This is a genomic window from Halomonas marinisediminis, assembly GCF_004347715.1.
Taxonomy (GTDB): Bacteria; Pseudomonadota; Gammaproteobacteria; order Pseudomonadales; family Halomonadaceae; genus Halomonas; species Halomonas icarae.
The window spans coordinates 1-16,049 of sequence record NZ_SLTR01000027.1; the positions used below are offsets into that span (position 1 = coordinate 1).

11 protein-coding genes are annotated in these 16,049 nt (G+C 62.7%); 7 read left to right on the plus strand and 4 right to left on the minus strand.

From position 1 onward, the window contains the following. The first annotated feature begins 103 nt into the window (after positions 1-103). The 7 genes from E0702_RS15075 to E0702_RS15105 all read left to right on the plus strand — a co-directional run bounded on the left by E0702_RS15075 (position 104) and on the right by E0702_RS15105 (position 11,201). Positions 104-2,485, plus strand: a complete 2,382-nt coding sequence (locus E0702_RS15075) for a polysaccharide biosynthesis tyrosine autokinase (RefSeq protein ID WP_306766921.1) — start codon at positions 104-106, stop codon at positions 2,483-2,485. 14 nt (positions 2,486-2,499) lie between these two features. Continuing rightward, positions 2,500-3,822, plus strand: coding sequence for a DUF4910 domain-containing protein (locus E0702_RS15080; RefSeq protein ID WP_132045313.1), 1,323 nt, complete (start codon positions 2,500-2,502; stop codon positions 3,820-3,822). 125 nt (positions 3,823-3,947) lie between these two features. Further along, complete coding sequence (locus tag E0702_RS15085; RefSeq protein WP_240721780.1) at positions 3,948-5,777, plus strand: ABC transporter ATP-binding protein; 1,830 nt, start codon at positions 3,948-3,950, stop codon at positions 5,775-5,777. 59 nt (positions 5,778-5,836) lie between these two features. Beyond that, a complete protein-coding gene (locus E0702_RS15090; RefSeq protein ID WP_165927541.1) occupies positions 5,837-7,009 on the plus strand; it encodes a glycosyltransferase in 1,173 nt (390 codons plus the stop codon). 2 nt (positions 7,010-7,011) lie between these two features. After that, entirely contained in the window at positions 7,012-7,998 is a 987-nt protein-coding gene (locus E0702_RS15095) for a hypothetical protein (RefSeq protein ID WP_132045317.1), read from the plus strand. Next, positions 7,995-9,167 (plus strand): glycosyltransferase family 4 protein, encoded by a 1,173-nt coding sequence (locus E0702_RS15100; RefSeq protein WP_132045319.1) that lies wholly within the window; start codon positions 7,995-7,997, stop codon positions 9,165-9,167. Before E0702_RS15095 ends, E0702_RS15100 begins: the two co-directional genes overlap by 4 nt. A 426-nt stretch (positions 9,168-9,593) precedes the next feature. Beyond that, positions 9,594-11,201 (plus strand): glucosamine inositolphosphorylceramide transferase family protein, encoded by a 1,608-nt coding sequence (locus tag E0702_RS15105; protein ID WP_132045321.1) that lies wholly within the window; start codon positions 9,594-9,596, stop codon positions 11,199-11,201. Here the strand turns inward: E0702_RS15105 and E0702_RS15110 are convergent. The 4 genes from E0702_RS15110 to E0702_RS19070 form a co-directional block, all read right to left on the minus strand. After that, positions 11,187-13,367: a YjbH domain-containing protein gene (locus E0702_RS15110; protein ID WP_240721781.1), complete on the minus strand. Its 2,181-nt coding sequence runs from the start codon at positions 13,365-13,367 to the stop codon at positions 11,187-11,189. The genes E0702_RS15105 and E0702_RS15110 overlap by 15 nt on opposite strands. Next, the gene (locus E0702_RS15115) at positions 13,364-14,254 is read right to left on the minus strand and encodes a capsule biosynthesis GfcC family protein (protein WP_165927542.1); all 891 of its coding nucleotides are present in this window, start codon (positions 14,252-14,254) and stop codon (positions 13,364-13,366) included. Before E0702_RS15115 ends, E0702_RS15110 begins: the two co-directional genes overlap by 4 nt. Positions 14,255-14,406: 152 nt before the next feature. Next, positions 14,407-15,102: a YjbF family lipoprotein gene (locus E0702_RS15120; protein WP_165927543.1), complete on the minus strand. Its 696-nt coding sequence runs from the start codon at positions 15,100-15,102 to the stop codon at positions 14,407-14,409. Positions 15,103-15,166: 64 nt separating this feature from the next. After that, entirely contained in the window at positions 15,167-15,568 is a 402-nt protein-coding gene (locus E0702_RS19070) for a hypothetical protein (protein WP_165927544.1), read from the minus strand. Positions 15,569-16,049 lie beyond the last annotated feature (481 nt).

Sequence of the window (16,049 nt, forward strand, 5' to 3'; positions counted from 1 at the left end):
AACCTCGAACCTCGAACCTCGAACCTCGAACCTCGAACCTCGAACCTCGAACCTCGAACCTCGAAAAAACAACGACCTGCCAATGCAGCAAAGGGCGACACAGATGAGCGCCACTCCAACGCCTAGCCAGAAAAGCAAAGACGCTGACCTGAGACGGTTGGTGGGCCTGTTGATCGACCATAAATGGGCCATTCTCGGCTTCACGCTGCTGTGTACCATCGCCAGTGTGGTCCATGTGCTGCTGACGACGCCGATCTATCAGGGTGATGCGCTGGTCCAGGTCGAACAGCGCTCCTCGGTCAGCCCGCTGGGCGATCTCGCCTACATCATGGGGGAGAGCCCTCTCCAGGGCGATAGCGGCAACAGCACCGCCGCGGAGGTACAGATTCTCAAGTCGCGGATGGTGCTGGGAGAGGTGGTGGATCGCGTCGGCCTCGACACGCTCGTCCAGCCCAAGCGGTTGCCACTGGTGGGTGACTTCGTGCAACGCCATGAGATCCCCCGGCCGGGCATCCTGACGGGGCGGCTCGAGCTTGGCGGATGGCTGCCAGAGGCCATCGCGCTGCCAGAACCGGTAAGGCAGAGCGAGATGGTTCCCGCCATGCTCAAGGGCAGCATCGGCATACCCGACTTCTTCAAGGGCAAGATCCAGATCCCCGACCTCCTGGGCGGGCGCTCCTCGGTGTGGGGAGGCGAGCATCTGCGCATCGGTCTCTTCGAGGTGACCGACTCGCGCCTGCTGGGTCAGCCGTTGATACTCAAGGCCGGAGACGACGGCGCCTATCGCCTGACCCTGGAGGGGGAGACCCATCGGGAACTTGGCTCGGCACGTGTCGGCGAGCTGGCGAGTTTCGCCGATGGCGCCATTCAATTGCGCGTAGCGGAGCTTCAGGCTCCCGAGGGGGCCGAGTTCCTCCTGATCAAGCGGACGCGCCAGCAGGCCATTCGTGATCTCGCGAGCCGCCTGTCGGTAAGTGAAAAGGGGGGCGGCTCCGGGCGTTCCAGCACCGGCATGCTGCGTTTGGCCCTGGTCGGCCCGGATCCCGAGGCGATTCGTCGTTCGCTGGATGCCGTGGCCGAAACCTTTCTGACCCAGAACGTCGAGCGTCAGTCGGCGGAGGCCGAGCAGAGCCTGGCTTTCCTCAATGAGCAGGCCCCGAAACTGCGTGACAACCTGGCCGCCGCGGAGGAGAGTCTGAACCAGTATCGCGTCGAGCAGGATAGCGTCGATCTCAATTCCGAGGCCCAGGCCGTCATCCAGCAGTTTGTCGAACTGGACAGCCGCCTCAGCGAGCTGGAGTTCCAGGAAGCCGAGATGGTGCAGCGATATACCCCCTCGCACCCCACCTACCAGGCATTGCTGCGCCAGAAGCGCCAACTGCAAGCCCGAAGAGCGGAGCTCGACGAGCGAGTGGATCAGCTGCCCGAAGCCCAGCAGGAGGTGGTGCGCCGCACCCGTGACGTAGAGGTCAACCAGGCCATCTACGTCAGCATGCTCAACAAGATGCAGGAGCTGCAGGTGGCACGTGCCGGTACGGTAGGCAATGTGCGCATCATCGATGACACCGTGGTGGCGGAACAGCCGATCCAGCCTCGCAAGCCGTTTATCGTGGCGCTGGCCAGCGTGCTCGGCGCCATGCTTGGCTCGGGCGTGGTTCTGGTGCGCGGCCTGCTCAACAAGGGCATCGAAGCGCCCGACCCGCTCGAGGAGGTCGGTCTTGCGGTCTACGCGACCGTGCCGCTCTCCGACGAACAGAAGAAGCTTATCAAACGCTCCAGGCAAGGCGGCGGTCGCGCCGACCGCGAGCGGGTTCATGGCGTTCTCGCCCAGCGGGCACCCGCGGACAGCGCCATGGAGGCGCTGCGTGGGCTGCGGACCAGCCTCCACTTCGCCATGCTCGATGCTCCCGATAACCGACTGATGATCACCGGCCCCAGTCCGGGCATCGGCAAGAGCTTCGTGGCCCTTAACCTGGGCGCCGTGTGTGCCCAGGCCGGCCAGCGTGTGCTGGTGGTCGATGCCGACATGCGCAAGGGGCAGCTGCACACCGCCCTGGGTGGAAAGGCGGAAGGGGGGCTGTCGGAGGTGATCACCGGCCGTCGCGACCTGATCGGCACGCTCCGCCCCAGCGGCATCAAGGGGCTCGACTATCTGGCGCGGGGCATCGCGCCCCCCAATCCCTCTGAGCTGCTGATGACCGAGGATTTCACCCTCTTTCTGATGGAGGTCGAACAGCGTTATGACCTGCTTATCCTGGATACACCGCCGGTGCTGGCGGTGACCGATGCCGCCCTGGTCGGCGCTCAGTGCGGCACCACGCTGATGGTGGCCCGTTACCAGGTCAACTCGATTCGCGAGCTGCTATTGGCCAGGCGGCGGCTGGAAAGCGGAGGCGTCACGGTGAGGGGAGCGATTCTCAATGCCATGGAACGCAAGGCCGTCACCAGCTACGCCTACGGCTATTACCAGTACGCCTATAAATAAAAAAAGAGGACCCTATGCACAAGATGATGACGCTGCTGAAAGACCTGACGCCGCTCAATCGCGTGATCTGTTCCAGCGACTATGACAAAACCATCCACTACATGAAGGGGCTGCTGCCGTTTCGTGAACTCACCTACCCGGCGGACAATGCCTATAACGGCTGGGTCATTCCGCCCAGCTGGGATGTGACACGAGCCCACATCGCCTACCAGGGTGAGACTATCTATGATGGCTGCCATCACCCCATGGCGGTGATGGCCCTCTCGGCACCCTTCGAGGGCAGGGTCAGCAGGGAGGAGCTGCGTCGTCATCTTCACTACGATCACCGCTATCCCGAGGCGATCCCCTTCCACTTCAGGCAGCTGTTTCGCAGCTATGAACGTGACTGGGGCTTCTGTGTGCCCAGGAACTTCCACGACAGCCTCGAAGAGGGCGAGTATGACGTGCTGATCGAGACGCGGGAGGGGCCCGGCACCCTGCGCGTACTCGACTACACCCTCGAGGGTCGCTCATCGAACACCATCGTCTTTGGCGCCAACCTGGACCATCCGGGGGTGGCCAATGATGGCCTGGCGGGGGTGGCGGTGGGCGTGGCGCTCTTCGAGAAACTGCGTCAATCGGGCAAGCAGTACAACTTCAGTTATCGACTGGTGCTGGCGCCGGGGATCATCGGTAACGAGTACTATCTCGGGCATCTCGATGCCTCGGAGCGAGAAAGGATGCTCGAAGGGGTGATGCTGGAGATGCTCGGCTCTTCGACCGAGCTCAACCTCCAGTTCTCTCGCCAGCAGCAGGCCAATATCGAACAGACGCTGGTTCATGCGCTGGAGAGCAAGGGGGCGCGTCATCGTACCGGCGAGTTCGCCAGCGCATTGATCAACGACGAATATATCTGGGAGGCCTATGGTATCCCCATGGCGTCCTTGTCACGCTTTCCCTATCCCGAATACCACACCGACCTCGACAACGTTGAGCTGATGGATCACCGGGCGCTGGAGGAGGCCGTCGACGTCCTGATGGAAGCGATCGACGAGCTCGAGTCGGGTGCTGTCGTCAGCAAGCGCTTTGTGGGCAATATCTGCCTCTCCAATCCCAGGTATGACCTCTATATCGACCCCGGCCAGGTCGCGTTTGGCGATATCCCGGATGCCGAGCGACGTGGTCTGCGCAAGCTGATGGAGCTGATTCCCACCCTCGACCGGCCGACCAGCGTTGCCCTGCTGGCCAAGCGCGTCGGCCTCTCCGCCGACAGCGTCGAAGACTACCTCGAGAAGTGGGCCGCGCATGGCCTGGTGGAGCTGATCACATCCAGGGAGTCGGCCATGTCGCCCTGCTAGCAACGCCCCAGCCCTAAGCTCTGTCTGAAAAGTCGGTCTGAAACGTCGGCCTGAACAGTCGGCGAGCGCAGGCAGTTTTCGGACAGAGCCTGATGGGCTGGATGCCATCGAGTGGACACCAACACTTGAGCACTACAACAAGGCGCGATCCGGCTATGCTCTCCAACATCAAAGAGCTCTATTCGCTGTTAACACGGCAACAACGCAAGAGACTGTTGCGGCTGCAGCTACTGGTCGTGGCCATGGCCTTTGCCGAAGTCGCCGGCGTGATGTCTATCGGGCCCTTCATGGCCCTGGTGGGAGACCTGAGCTATCTCCAAGGTAACGGCATGCTGGCCAGCCTCTATCGGATGACCGGCATGAACCAGGAGAACTTTCTCTTCTGGCTGGGCAACGGCGTATTGCTCGCCCTGACCCTGGCCGCCGGCATCTCGATGTTTACCGTATGGCGCCTGTCGCTCTACGGTCATCAGGTCGGTGCCGAGCTCAGCATGCGCCTCTACCGACGCTATATGCAGCAGCCCTGGCTGTTCCATGCCAGCGGCAGCAGCAGCGAGCTGACCAACAAGATTGCCCAGGAGTGCAATCGCGTCACGGAGAGCATCCTGGCGCCCCTGATGCAGATGAACGCCAAGCTGGTGATGGCCACCTTCATGGTGATCACGGTGTTCAGCTTCAATCCGCTGGTGGCGCTGGCCGGAGTGACCATCTTCGTCCTGGCGTATCTGGTGCTCTACCGGGTCGTGCGGCGCAAGCTGGTGGCCAACGGCCGGATCGTCACCCTGGCCCAGGCCGAACGCTTCAACCTGATGCAGGAGGGCTTCGGCGGCATCAAGGATGTCCTGCTGCTGGGGCGGCAGAAGGTCTTCAACGATCGGTTCGAGAAGGCCAGCCGGCGCTATGGCCAGGCCCAGGGAACCACCAAGGCGCTGGCCATGGCGCCCCGTTATGCGATGGAGCTGGTGGCATTCGGTGCCGTGATCTTTCTGGTGCTCTTTCTACTGAAGGCACACTCAGGAAACCTCACCGCGATCCTGCCTCTCGTCTCGGTCTATGCCCTGGCAAGCTTCAAGCTGTTGCCCGCCTTCCAGCAGATCTACACCAGCATCTCGACCATACGAGGCAACCTCTCGGCCTTCGATGCCATTCGCGACGATCTCCATGCGAGCCAGGAGGGGCGCCAGGGCGAGAACGGCCTCTCGCCGGCGACAGGCGTCATCTCGCCGCAGGAATCGATCGCCCTGGCGGATGTGCATTTCCGCTACCCCGGCAAGGAAGGCAAGGTGTTGGATGGCCTCTCCCTGAGCATCCCGGCCAAGCAGGTCATCGGACTGGTGGGGCCATCAGGCTCCGGCAAGTCGACGGTGATCGACATGCTGCTGGGCCTGATCCAGCCCGACGGCGGTGAGCTTCTGATCGATGGGCAGCCGTTGACACTACCGGCCACGCGCGCCTGGCAGAACAATCTGGGGCTCGTTCCTCAGGCCATCTTCCTGGCGGATGCCAGCATCCGCGAGAACATCGCCTTCGGCCTGCCGCCGGAGGAGATCGACGAGGCGCGCATCAAACGGGCCGCCAGGATGGCCCAGCTGGATGAGTTTCTCCAGCATCTTCCCCGGGGGCTGGAGACGCGGGTGGGTGAGCGCGGCATTCAGCTGTCGGGAGGGCAGCGTCAGCGCATCGGTATCGCCCGCGCACTCTACGACGATGCGGAGGTGCTGGTGCTGGACGAGGCCACCAGCTCACTGGACGGCATCACCGAGAAGCGCGTCATGGACACCATCCATGAGTTTTCCAGCAGCAAGACCATCATCATCATTGCGCACCGCCTGGCCACCGTGAAGCAGTGTGACTGCATCTATCTGATCAAGCAGGGCAGGGTAGCCGACCAGGGAAGCTATGACGACCTGGTGGAAAGGAACCCTCTGTTCAAGCATATGACGGAGCATGCCTGACACGGAACCGGTCAGGGGCGAGCCAAATGACAACAATAACCGGGGCGCGAGGGGCGGGCATGTTCTCTAACCAAAGCAGTCGACAGGCGGGGCCGATCACGCTGTTTCTGCCCTCTCTCAATGGCGGCGGCGCCGAGCGCGTGTTCGTCAATCTGGCCAATGAGTTCTCTCGCCTCACCGAGCGCCCCATTCATCTCGTGCTGGCACGGGGAGGCAGCGCCTACAGCGACCAGGTGTCATCATCGGTAACGGTGGTGGATCTCGGCAAGCGTCGCGCCATCCATGCCCTGCCTGCCCTTATCGGCTATATCAGACGGGAGCGACCAGGCGTCATCCTGTCGACGATGGTCGATGCCAATGTGGTCGCCCTGCTGGCGCGCGCCCTCGCCGGCGGGTGTTGTCGTGTGCTTATCCGTGAGGCCAACGTCTTCTCCATGCAAGGTGCCGGGTTTCGTGAGAGGGTCAGGACCCGGCTGATGAGCCTGCTCTACCCGCGTGCCGATGCCATGGTCGTGATCGCCACCGATATTCTGGACTCCCTGCATGCGGCTGGCATCCCCACTTGCGACAGCAAGCTGTTTATCGGCAATCCGGTCAGGCTGACCGATCACAGGGGCCGGGAAAGCGATCTGCCCGAGGTACTGCGCGAGCGAGAGTACCTCTGCGCCATGGGACGCCTGGTTCCCCAGAAGGGCTTCGATGTGCTGATCGAGGCATTCGCCCGACTGAATGACAGGTCATTGCACCTCGCCATCCTGGGGGATGGGCCACTCAAGGAAGCACTGATCGCGAATGCGCAGAAGGCGAACGTTGCCGATCGCCTCCATTTCCTGGGGTTTACGCGTCACCCCGAGAACATTCTTCACCACGCGCGCCTCTTCGTGTCCTCGTCGCGGTGGGAGGGCTTTCCCAACGCGATCATGGAGGCGCTATCGGCTGGCACCCCCATCGTGGCGACCACGTGCCCAGGCGCCTCAAGCCTGATTCTCGAGAATGGACGGCATGGCTACCTGGTGCCGCCAGACGATCCGGCGCGGCTTGCCGATGCCATCGACGCTTCCCTGGTGGCGCCCGTCGGCACGCGTGCGACCCGGATGGCACGCTGTACGGATTTTTCTCCCGAACATATCGCCAGTCGCTACCTGGAGGCGATTGAAGCGATTGAAGCGCTCGCAAGTCCTGGCATGAACGAGCCCGACCCAGGGCAGAGCGAGAGTGGGGCAAGGAGGTGAACATGTACCATGCACAGGCCTATCGCCTCTGCGCGAGCCCCGCCAAGTCGATCGCGATCGCCCTGGTCTCTCTCGCCTTCGCGCTCTTTGCGATCTCGTTCGAAGCGCTCGAGATCACCGACCGCTCACGATATGTGGTGCATATTGCCGCCGCCGACGTCATCGTGTTCCGTTACCTGCCCGAGGGTGTTCTCACCTATCTCGTCAATGAACCCCTGTGGAAGCTGCTCAACTACGCGTTGAACCTGGCCTTCGACAATCCCCTCGACGCGATCAAGTGCTATGTATTTGTCGCCTCGTTCGTCAGTGCCTATATCGTATTGAGTCACGACTCTCGCTACTTCCTGCTGCTGCTTGCCTTTATCCTGTTGCCTCAGTTTCTCAAGAATTACATTGCCCACCTGAGGCAGGGCGTGGCGATCAGCGTCTTTCTGATAGGCTGGCTCGGTTTCACCGGAAGGTGGCGGATTTTCATTATCATGCTGACACCCTTTATTCACTCCTCCTTCTTCTTCCTCCTGGTGATTCTGGGAATCCAGAAGGCGCTCTCATATATCAGCATTACCATTGCACCCAGAATGATACTTTACGCCATCATCATCGGTGCGATGAGCCTTGCCTCGCTGGTCCTCGCCGAGGCGCTGGGCGCCCGCCAGACCAGTTATGAGTACTTCGGGGCCGATATTTCGGGCAAGGGGTTCGTGTTCTGGCTCGCGATATTTTCACTCTTTGCTTCTCAGGGAGGGGCCTTTATTCAAAAGCATCTTCTTGCCATGAGTGTGCTGCTGTTCTACCTGGTGTCCTACACCTTTCTCCCGGTGGCCGCCAGGATCTTCGAGAGTGGCATCATTCTGGTGCTTCTGGCTTCACTCTCCCTCTCGCCTGGCCGTTTTCTGCTGTTTCTGCCGGCATTCTTCTTGTTTTTCTTTATGCAATGGCTCCCTCGCATTGGCGTCGAGGGCCTGGGATGGATGGGAACACTCGGATGAAGATTATTCACCTGATTACCATACTGGAAGATGGCGGCGCGGAGGCGGTGCTCTACCGGCTGTGTGCCAACGACAGGCAGAACCGGCATATCGTGATCTCCATGCAGGGGCGTGGAAAGTATGGCCCCATGCTGGAAGCGGCGGGTATTGAGGTTCACTGCCTGAATATGCCCGCCGGCCACCTTACCTGGTCGGGGGTGTCGCGCCTGTTTACCCTATTGAGGCGCGAGCGGCCCGATCTTCTGCAGACCTGGATGTACCATGCCGACCTCGTGGGGGGCATCATCGGCCGCCTGGCAGGCGTCAAGCGAATCTACTGGAACATACGCCACTCCGACCTGGCACCGGCAGACGCCAAGCGCGCCACGATCCTGGTCGCCAAGCTCTGCGCTCGCTTGAGCGGCCCTATACCGCAGCGGATCATCTGCTGTGCCAGCAAGGCCCAACGCGTGCACACGGCCTTGGGGTACCGGGCGGCGAAGTTCACCATCATCGGCAATGGCTATGATCTTTCCATCTTCCGGCGTGATCCAACCCAACGAGAGGCCCTGAGAGAAGCACTCGGGCTGGCTCAGGATGCCCTGGTGCTGGGCATGGTAGGGCGCTTCAATGAGCAGAAGGATCATGCCACCCTGATCAAAAGCCTGCAGCGCCTTCGAGAGCAAGGCGTCGACTTTACCTGTCTGCTGGTTGGCAAGCAGATGACGGCCGATAACCCGACGCTTGCGGCCTGGGTCGACGAGAATGGGCTACGCGACCATATTCGGCTCCTCGGCCAGCGCACGGATATTTCCGCGGTCATGAACGCCCTCGATATTCATCTCCTCTCCAGCTCCTCGGGTGAGGCCTTTCCCAATGTGCTCGCCGAGGCCATGGCGTGTGGCACGCCCTGCGTGACCACCGATGTGGGAGACGCCGCCGAGATCGTGGCGGATGTCGGTCGCGTGGTGCCACCGCGGCAACCGGAGGCCATCGCGGCTGCACTTCACGAGCTAATCGAAGAGTGCCGGTCGCACCCTCAACGCTGGCAACAGCGCCAGGCGGCCGCGGTTGCACGCATCACTGGTGACTTCTCCCTGGCCGCCATGATCGCGAACTATGACCGAGTGTGGCATGAGGGCAGCAGGGACGCCGAAGACACGACTGCGAGCACGAGTTTCCTGCAGTAACCATGGCAGGTTTCTTGTCACCTGCGATGCCAGTTTCCTCCTTGGTGGCTTTTGTTTTTTCTTCCTTGGCCAATGCGTCAGTTTTTATTTTTAACAGTAGGTTGTTGTCACTTTAATAGGTAATTGTGAGGGAACTATTTCAATAAAACCATGCTTCACATAGCCGTTACAGAAGGCCTACCATTCAAGCGAGTGGTAGGTTTTTTTGGCTTTTTACAACAAGTATTTTCTATATATGAAATATTGTTAGCTAAATAATTAGAATATAGAGAACGATCAAGTATATAGGGTTTGAGTATGTAGAGCTTAAGTATGTAGAGCTTAAGTATATATGATTCAAGTATTTAGAGTAGTTGTATATAACGGCGATCAAGCACGGCGCGCCTCGTCGGCACACAACGGGCCAGGCAAGCCGGGGGCAGAGCAATGCAGAAGACAGTGGCAGCGCTGGCTATTCCGTATGACGGCATCAAGCAGTGGCAGGCCGATGCACTGGAGAGTGTGGCGCGCTATCTGCAGGTCTCGCAGTTGATTCGAGTGAAATGCGCAGGCCAGCCGCCGCGTGGTTATCCCTTCGGCTATCGCGTGCTTTGTGCGCTTTATCATCGGAGCGCTGAAGTAAAGGCGGCGCACCTGCCTATTGCTCACCTCGCTCAGCGCAGCGTGTTACTGGAGCAGGGGCGAGCAACCAGCCGCCTGCCGGACGCCGAGGTCGAGCTCCTGCACCAGCAGGGCGTGGAGTGGATCATCAACTTTGGCGCGCCTCTCGAGCCGCCTCCCGGCATCGATATCATCAGCTATCAATCGAATGCTCCCTTGCACGAGAGCGATGGGCTACCAGGTCTTGTCGAGTTGCACCACGCTGCCGAGCGCATCGAGATTTGTATCGAGCGTCATGCCGCGAGTGCCTCAGGGCGGGGCGTGTTGGCGAGAGGTTACTCCCGGGTCCATGGTGACTCCCTGGTGCGAACGCTTGGCGAGTTCTATCGTAGTGCCGCCTTGCTGCTCAAGCCGGCGCTGGAAAATCTGCGCAGCAGGCGCGACTGCGATATCACCGAGGCGCGGCAAGGCGCTGGCCCAGACCCTGCCATCCTCGATAACTTGGCAGTGGCATCCGTCGTCATCAAGGCCACGGGCCGCTATCTCCGCGGGCTCCTCCGTTTAACGCTGATGGAGCAGCACGGGAGTAGCATCTCCACCCGGTTCGACACCCTGCAGGAGTTAACCACTCTCAGCATCCGCCCCGGTGTTCTGGCGCATTCGGGCGGTTCCCAACGGGAACATGTCGTTCCTCCTCGCCCTATATCCCGGCCGGGGCACGATACGCATACCAGGCTTTCAGGCACAGCGAGGGCGAGCAAGCGCCATGGGGGAGGCATGCCCCAGGGCGAGACGTTTCGGGCGAGAGGGGTGCCCGATGGCACCCTGTTCTGGCATGGCGGTGTCTTCTATCTGTTTGCCAATGACGACGAGGGCGCATTAGAGCACTGTCTCAACCTCTATTACAGCCATGAGCTGAGGGGCCCTTTCGTCGCCCACCCCAGCTCCCCCATCGTGATCGACCCCTGTTCGGCGCGGATGGGGGGCAGGATCCATGTCGATGAAGGCAGGATCTACCGTTTTGGCCGGGATAGTTGCCGAGGCGACGGTGGAGGGCTAACGGTGAGTGAGATCCTGACCTTGTCGCCCCAGGAGTACCGCGAAAAGAGGGTGGGCAAGCTAGCCTTCAGCGATGCGTTCGGCCCCCAGTCTATCGATATCGATGGCGATCGGGTCGAGATGCACTTCTTTACCGAGCAGATCGCGCTGATCGCCGGCTACCGTCGACTGATGACGCGCCTGCTGCATCGGTTTGCACAAACCGAGAAGGGTGATGCCCTTTCGGCGACGGAAGAGGGCAACGGTCGGAGTTCGTTGCAAGAGGGCTACAGTTTGGCCCGGGCGGAAGGCGACGGCGCTGGCGCCATCGTCGAAGCATCTGTCCCCGAAGCATCTATCGCCGAATCCCGGATGGCCGAATCACGGATGGCCTGAACCGAGCTCCTCCCAGTAGCGTCCAAGCTGACGCTCCTCGGTCAAGGGGTAGAGCGCATAGCGCCGGTTCAGTTTGGCGCCTCCGTCACGGGTGAGGGGTTGCCAGGAGAGGTTGGCCCATTGGCGGCTGGAGCGCGTGAAGAAGGCATCCAGCGGGATCGAGACATAGAGTCCCTTGTCGAAGTCGCCTTCACCGAAGTCGTCGCCGGCATCGGTCCAGGTCGCCCATCCGCCGACCCTGACACCCGAGTCGAACTCCCGCGACAGATCCACCGTAGTGCCGTAGTCGCCGGCCAGGTAGCGCCCCACGCTGACCTTGGCGAGAACATCCTCCACGCCGGTTTCCATATAGGCACTCAGGTGACCCGTCCAGGTATCGTAGTCGCGCATCTCGAAGTCCTGGCTGAAATCGCGCTGACGCACCCAGTTCATATCCGCGCCCAGCGCGATGGGGCTGTTGAAGGGGCGGTAGAGCAGCTCGCCGCCGACGCCGGCGAACATCATCTCAAGCAGTCCGCCATAGCCCATCACATACCAGTCCTTGCCCAGCTGGCCGGCATGGGTGTACTGCAGATTCTCGATGCCCAGGTCCGACTCGGCGAGATAGTCGCCGATAAAAGTGCGCACGCGGGGGAGCTCCGACGGGCCGCGATAGTCGTAGTTGTCCAGGTTGTCGGCGGCGGTCCAGGCCAGCGTGCCCGACAGCCAGGCGTCGGGGGCGGTGTAATACTCCGCCCCGGCCACCGCCATCAGGCGATAGAGATAGCCGTCGGGACCACCCAGGTTCTGGTCGAGGCGTGGCCCCAGGCGCCAGTCGAAGCGCCGCGGCTCACCGCGGTAGAGGGTCATGCCGTCATTGTGCAGATTGGCATGGTCGGAGTGTGAATGGTTGGTGTGTGAATAGTTGGTGTGGGCATAGATGCCGTGCCGATGCCGGGCCTCGTGCTCGCTTGCGCGTGCCGCGGCGACCAGAGCCTCTCGCTGGTGGACGTCCTCGCGCAGGTCCAGGCCACGGTTCTGCCACTGAAAGTGGAAGCGTTCGACCTCCTCGTCCGCCTGGGCATGCAGGATACGCCCAGCACGCCCTTCACTCTCGGCGAGGGAGCGGTAAGTCTCGGGCTCAGCCACCACACGCAAGGCCTTTCCCTGCTGGGAGATGCTGGCCACTCGCATGCCCGCATTCTCCTCGAGCTCCTGGGCCACCTCGGTCCAGTTCTCGCGTGGCGCGGCATCGATATTGGCCGGCGGCGGGTCGTGCTTGACCTGGCTAAGCCCGGCCAGGTCGATATGGTAGCTGAGGCCTGCCATGGCGGTATTGCCGCGCTGCCAGCCGCCGCGCAGCTCGAGGTTGTCGGTCAGTGCCAATCGCGCCCCGATATTAAAGCGAGAGTCCTGCTCCTGATCGCTATCGAGGGGCTCGTTGGTGTAGTCGTTGCCCTCGTATTCGAGTTGCAGCACCAGTGGTTGCCAGGGCGTCTGGTATTCGACGCCACCGAACAGGGCCATGGGCCCCCGGAAGAACGCGTCCACGGCGAACTCGCCGCCGCGATCGCCTCCGGCCCGTCGTGGGCGAGTGTCAAAGCTATCGGAGACCCAGCCCAGGGGCGAATCGACGTCAGAGGCATTACCCAGGTACCCCCAGCCGAGGCCCAGGCTGAAGTCCAGGTCATACCAGCGCTTGCTGGCCACCAGGTATTCGGCGCCGAACAGTGTGGTGCCGCCCAGATCGCGAAAGCCCAGCGCCAGCTCCGGCCAGTAACGATTCTCCTGCAGCAGCCGCAGCTTCAGGTCGAAGCCCTTGTCGAGGAAGGTGCGATCCCCGGCGATCGCCTCGCCGTATAGCCGATCCTCGATCTCTACATAGCGAAAACCGCCCTCAAGCCACTCTGCGGGTTGCAGGAAGAGGCTGTAGCGCCGGAAGGGCTCGGTGCGGCTGGCGGCGATCGACATGCTGCCCACGGGGGCCATGCGCGCCGTGGGAGTCTGCATCAGACCGACGCCGCCGAAGTCACTCTGGCCGGCGCCCAGCTTGCCGGCCAGGCCATCTGCCTGGGCCGACATTGCTTGAGTCAGCACGGCCGCTCCACCGAGCAGCACGACGATCAGCAGATGAGCGTGGCGCGAGGATGCGCGACGTGACGTGACCAGCGTTGAGCGATATCTCATGGCACATTCCGTATGCGGCAATCGTCGCCGGGCAGGCGCGAGGCCAGCAGCTCCGGCAGATGCGTATTGATCAGATCGGCTTCATGGGTGGTGCCGGGGAAGGGCAGGGCGCCGCGCAGGCCCTGGCGAGTCGGCAGCTCCAGCACCACGCGTGAGCCCGGCACCAGCGGCGTTGCTTGGTGGTTCCAGGCCGCCACGCCGCGTCGGTGAATTTGCCCCATGGGGGTGATCAGGGCGGCGTGGTCGACGTGGTCGGCGGCCGTGGGGGAAAGCGCCTTGATGGCCGACAGCAGCGTCAGCTCCGGCACCCAGTCGATTCGCGTCACCCCGTCACGACTCCACAGCTCGACCCACTGCGGCCGCTCGCAGACGCCGAGTTGGGCGATATGTGAAAGGGGCGGGTTGTCGCGGAGGTGGGCGCCCAGCCATGGTAGATCCATGCGCCCGGGGGTGCGCGCCTCCACGAGAGGCCATTCGGCGAGCTCACGGCGCCAGGTCATCAGGGCCGCAGCGCCCTTGGTGTCGCCGGCGACCCGCGCGCTTACCGCCAGCGTGGCAAGCTCGCCGACCATCCGTTGACGACGCTCCCTCAGCTTGGAGGCGGTGTCATGGCGCAGGGCGAACGCCTGCTGCCACGCCACCGGGCCAGGGTGCGCCTGCTGCCACCACAACCAGGCATCGATCAGTGTTTGGGTATCGGCGGCTTGGGTATCGGCTGTTTGGATATCGGCTGTTTGGGTATCGGCGGCTTTGCTAGCGATGGCTCTGCTAGCTGGCTCGCTATCCGTGGGTTGCGCCATGGCGCCCGTTGCCGCCGTGCCCAGCCACAGCGTAGCCAGCAGGGCGCTCGTCAGGCGGGTGGCGCGGCCAGTCTTGTATTGCTTCATCGGTTCCCTGATCCCCTGATCCCCGGTGGTTGGCCTGCTGGTTGACCTGCTTGTAAGCATGTATGGCGTGGCGGCACTAAAGCCCCGGCCAGGATAGCGACTAGATCGCGCATCGAGCTGGCGACACGCCAAGAGCGTGGCGTGTGGAAGCGTTACCACCAGGCACGCGCCACCTCCCAGCGAATCCTCGGGCCATCGGGCCATGCCACGCCGTCGCCGGCCCACAGGCGTCGTGTCTCGGCATCGCGCCACAGCCGGGTACGCGTGTGGCTGCCATCCTCCCAGGCCAGCTGCATGGTGCAGGGCTCCAGCGAGCGGGGCCCGAGTGGCAGCTCGCGGAGGGCTGGCGCATCACATGTCAGGCTGCCTTGGGCGGCCAGCTGACGCGGCAGGCCGTCGGCGGCTTGCCAGTGGCGCTCGAGGCGGAATGGCTCGGGCGTTGCCTGGCGCCAGGGCACGAAGTCTTCAGGCTTCGTCGCGCGGCCATCCAGTGGCAGGTAACGGGTATCCAGCAGATCCTGGGGCAGCCCGGCCGTTGCCTGCAGGCCCTCGTGGTAGAGCACCAGCATGCCCTGGTGACCGGTGGGCCAGTAGCTGGCGGGGCCGGAAAGCGCTGCCTGTACCACCAGTCCGGCGCGATCCTCGGTATCCACGACCATGGTGGCGTAGTCGAGCGACTCGGCGCGCTCGCTGGCGCTGCTCTCGTCGGGGAACCACGCGGTGAACGCACTACCCAGCGGTGAGGCTCCCCCGTTGGCACAGCCGGTCAACCCCGCCAGCAGGGCCACGCCCAGCAGGCGCACCCCCGGTCGAAACAGCCCCGGTCGAAACAGCCCTGGTCGAAACAAGCCCGCTCGAAACAGGCCCGGCCGAAATACGCGTAATGGGCGGCTCACTAGCATGCGCATCGACCTAGAGGGTGCCCGTGGTGCCGGTAGTGCCCGTGGTACCGGTGGTACCCGTGCCTGAGCCCGTGCCGGAATCATCCCCGGCGGTCACCGCCGCGGCGATACCCAGCCCCGCCGCGATACCGATACCGGCGAGTACCGTTGTGGAGAGCCCGGTGGCGGCTGCGAAACCGGCGAAGCCCCCGGCCCCCGCTGCAGCCCCGGCGCCTGCTCCAGCACCAGCCGCACCAGCACCAGCCCCTGCACCGCCTCCGGCGCTGGCACTCGAGGCAGCACCGCTGCCACCCGCCGAACCGCCGGATCCACCCGCCGACTCGGTGCCCTGGGCCAAGGTTAACGGAGCCGCCAGCATCCCGGCGATGGCTATCAATGCAACCTGTTTCTTCATGGCAATCTGCTTCTTCATGGAGATCTCCAATGATCCGCCTGGATACGAAGCGTAACGTTATGTGCCCCTGGAGTATAGTCTTCGGACCCCGTCTCGCACCCCCGTGCCTCGCGCCTCGCCCCTCGCTCCTCGTCCCTCGCTCCTCGCCCCTCGCTCCTCGCCCCTCGCCCCTCGCTCCTCGTTCCTCGCCCCTCACACCCTCGCCCCTCGCCCCTCGCTCCTAGCTCCTCGCCCCTCGCCCCTCGCCTGTAAGACATTGCCGACAACGACAGTGGCATCCGGGCAAACCGCTAGTTAGCCAAGTCAGGTTTGTGTAGCATACCGGCGTCTTTCTCCGTATCGCGTTATCCAATAAAAACACCACATACCTACCAACAAGGGGTTGCCGGCGAGACGGGAACCCGATGGTGTTCGTGCGCGTGCGTGTTTGTTATAGAAAGCGTGCGACGAGACATGCTGCCGGCCGAGGAGGTGTGCGCCACACCACCCCGGGAGCGGT

Bases quoted from the DNA above. Each gene is read 5' to 3' on its own strand.
- E0702_RS15080 (WP_132045313.1), top strand. From the start codon at position 2,500: ATGCACAAGATGATGACGCTGCTGAAAGACCTGACGCCGCTCAATCGC.
- E0702_RS15075 (WP_306766921.1), top strand. From the start codon at position 104: ATGAGCGCCACTCCAACGCCTAGCCAGAAAAGCAAAGACGCTGACCTG.
- E0702_RS15105 (WP_132045321.1), top strand. From the start codon at position 9,594: ATGCAGAAGACAGTGGCAGCGCTGGCTATTCCGTATGACGGCATCAAG.
- E0702_RS15090 (WP_165927541.1), top strand. From the start codon at position 5,837: ATGTTCTCTAACCAAAGCAGTCGACAGGCGGGGCCGATCACGCTGTTT.
- E0702_RS15095 (WP_132045317.1), top strand. From the start codon at position 7,012: ATGTACCATGCACAGGCCTATCGCCTCTGCGCGAGCCCCGCCAAGTCG.
- E0702_RS19070 (WP_165927544.1), bottom strand. From the start codon at position 15,568: ATGAAGAAGCAGATTGCCATGAAGAAACAGGTTGCATTGATAGCCATC.
- E0702_RS15100 (WP_132045319.1), top strand. From the start codon at position 7,995: ATGAAGATTATTCACCTGATTACCATACTGGAAGATGGCGGCGCGGAG.
- E0702_RS15110 (WP_240721781.1), bottom strand. From the start codon at position 13,367: ATGAGATATCGCTCAACGCTGGTCACGTCACGTCGCGCATCCTCGCGC.
- E0702_RS15115 (WP_165927542.1), bottom strand. From the start codon at position 14,254: ATGAAGCAATACAAGACTGGCCGCGCCACCCGCCTGACGAGCGCCCTG.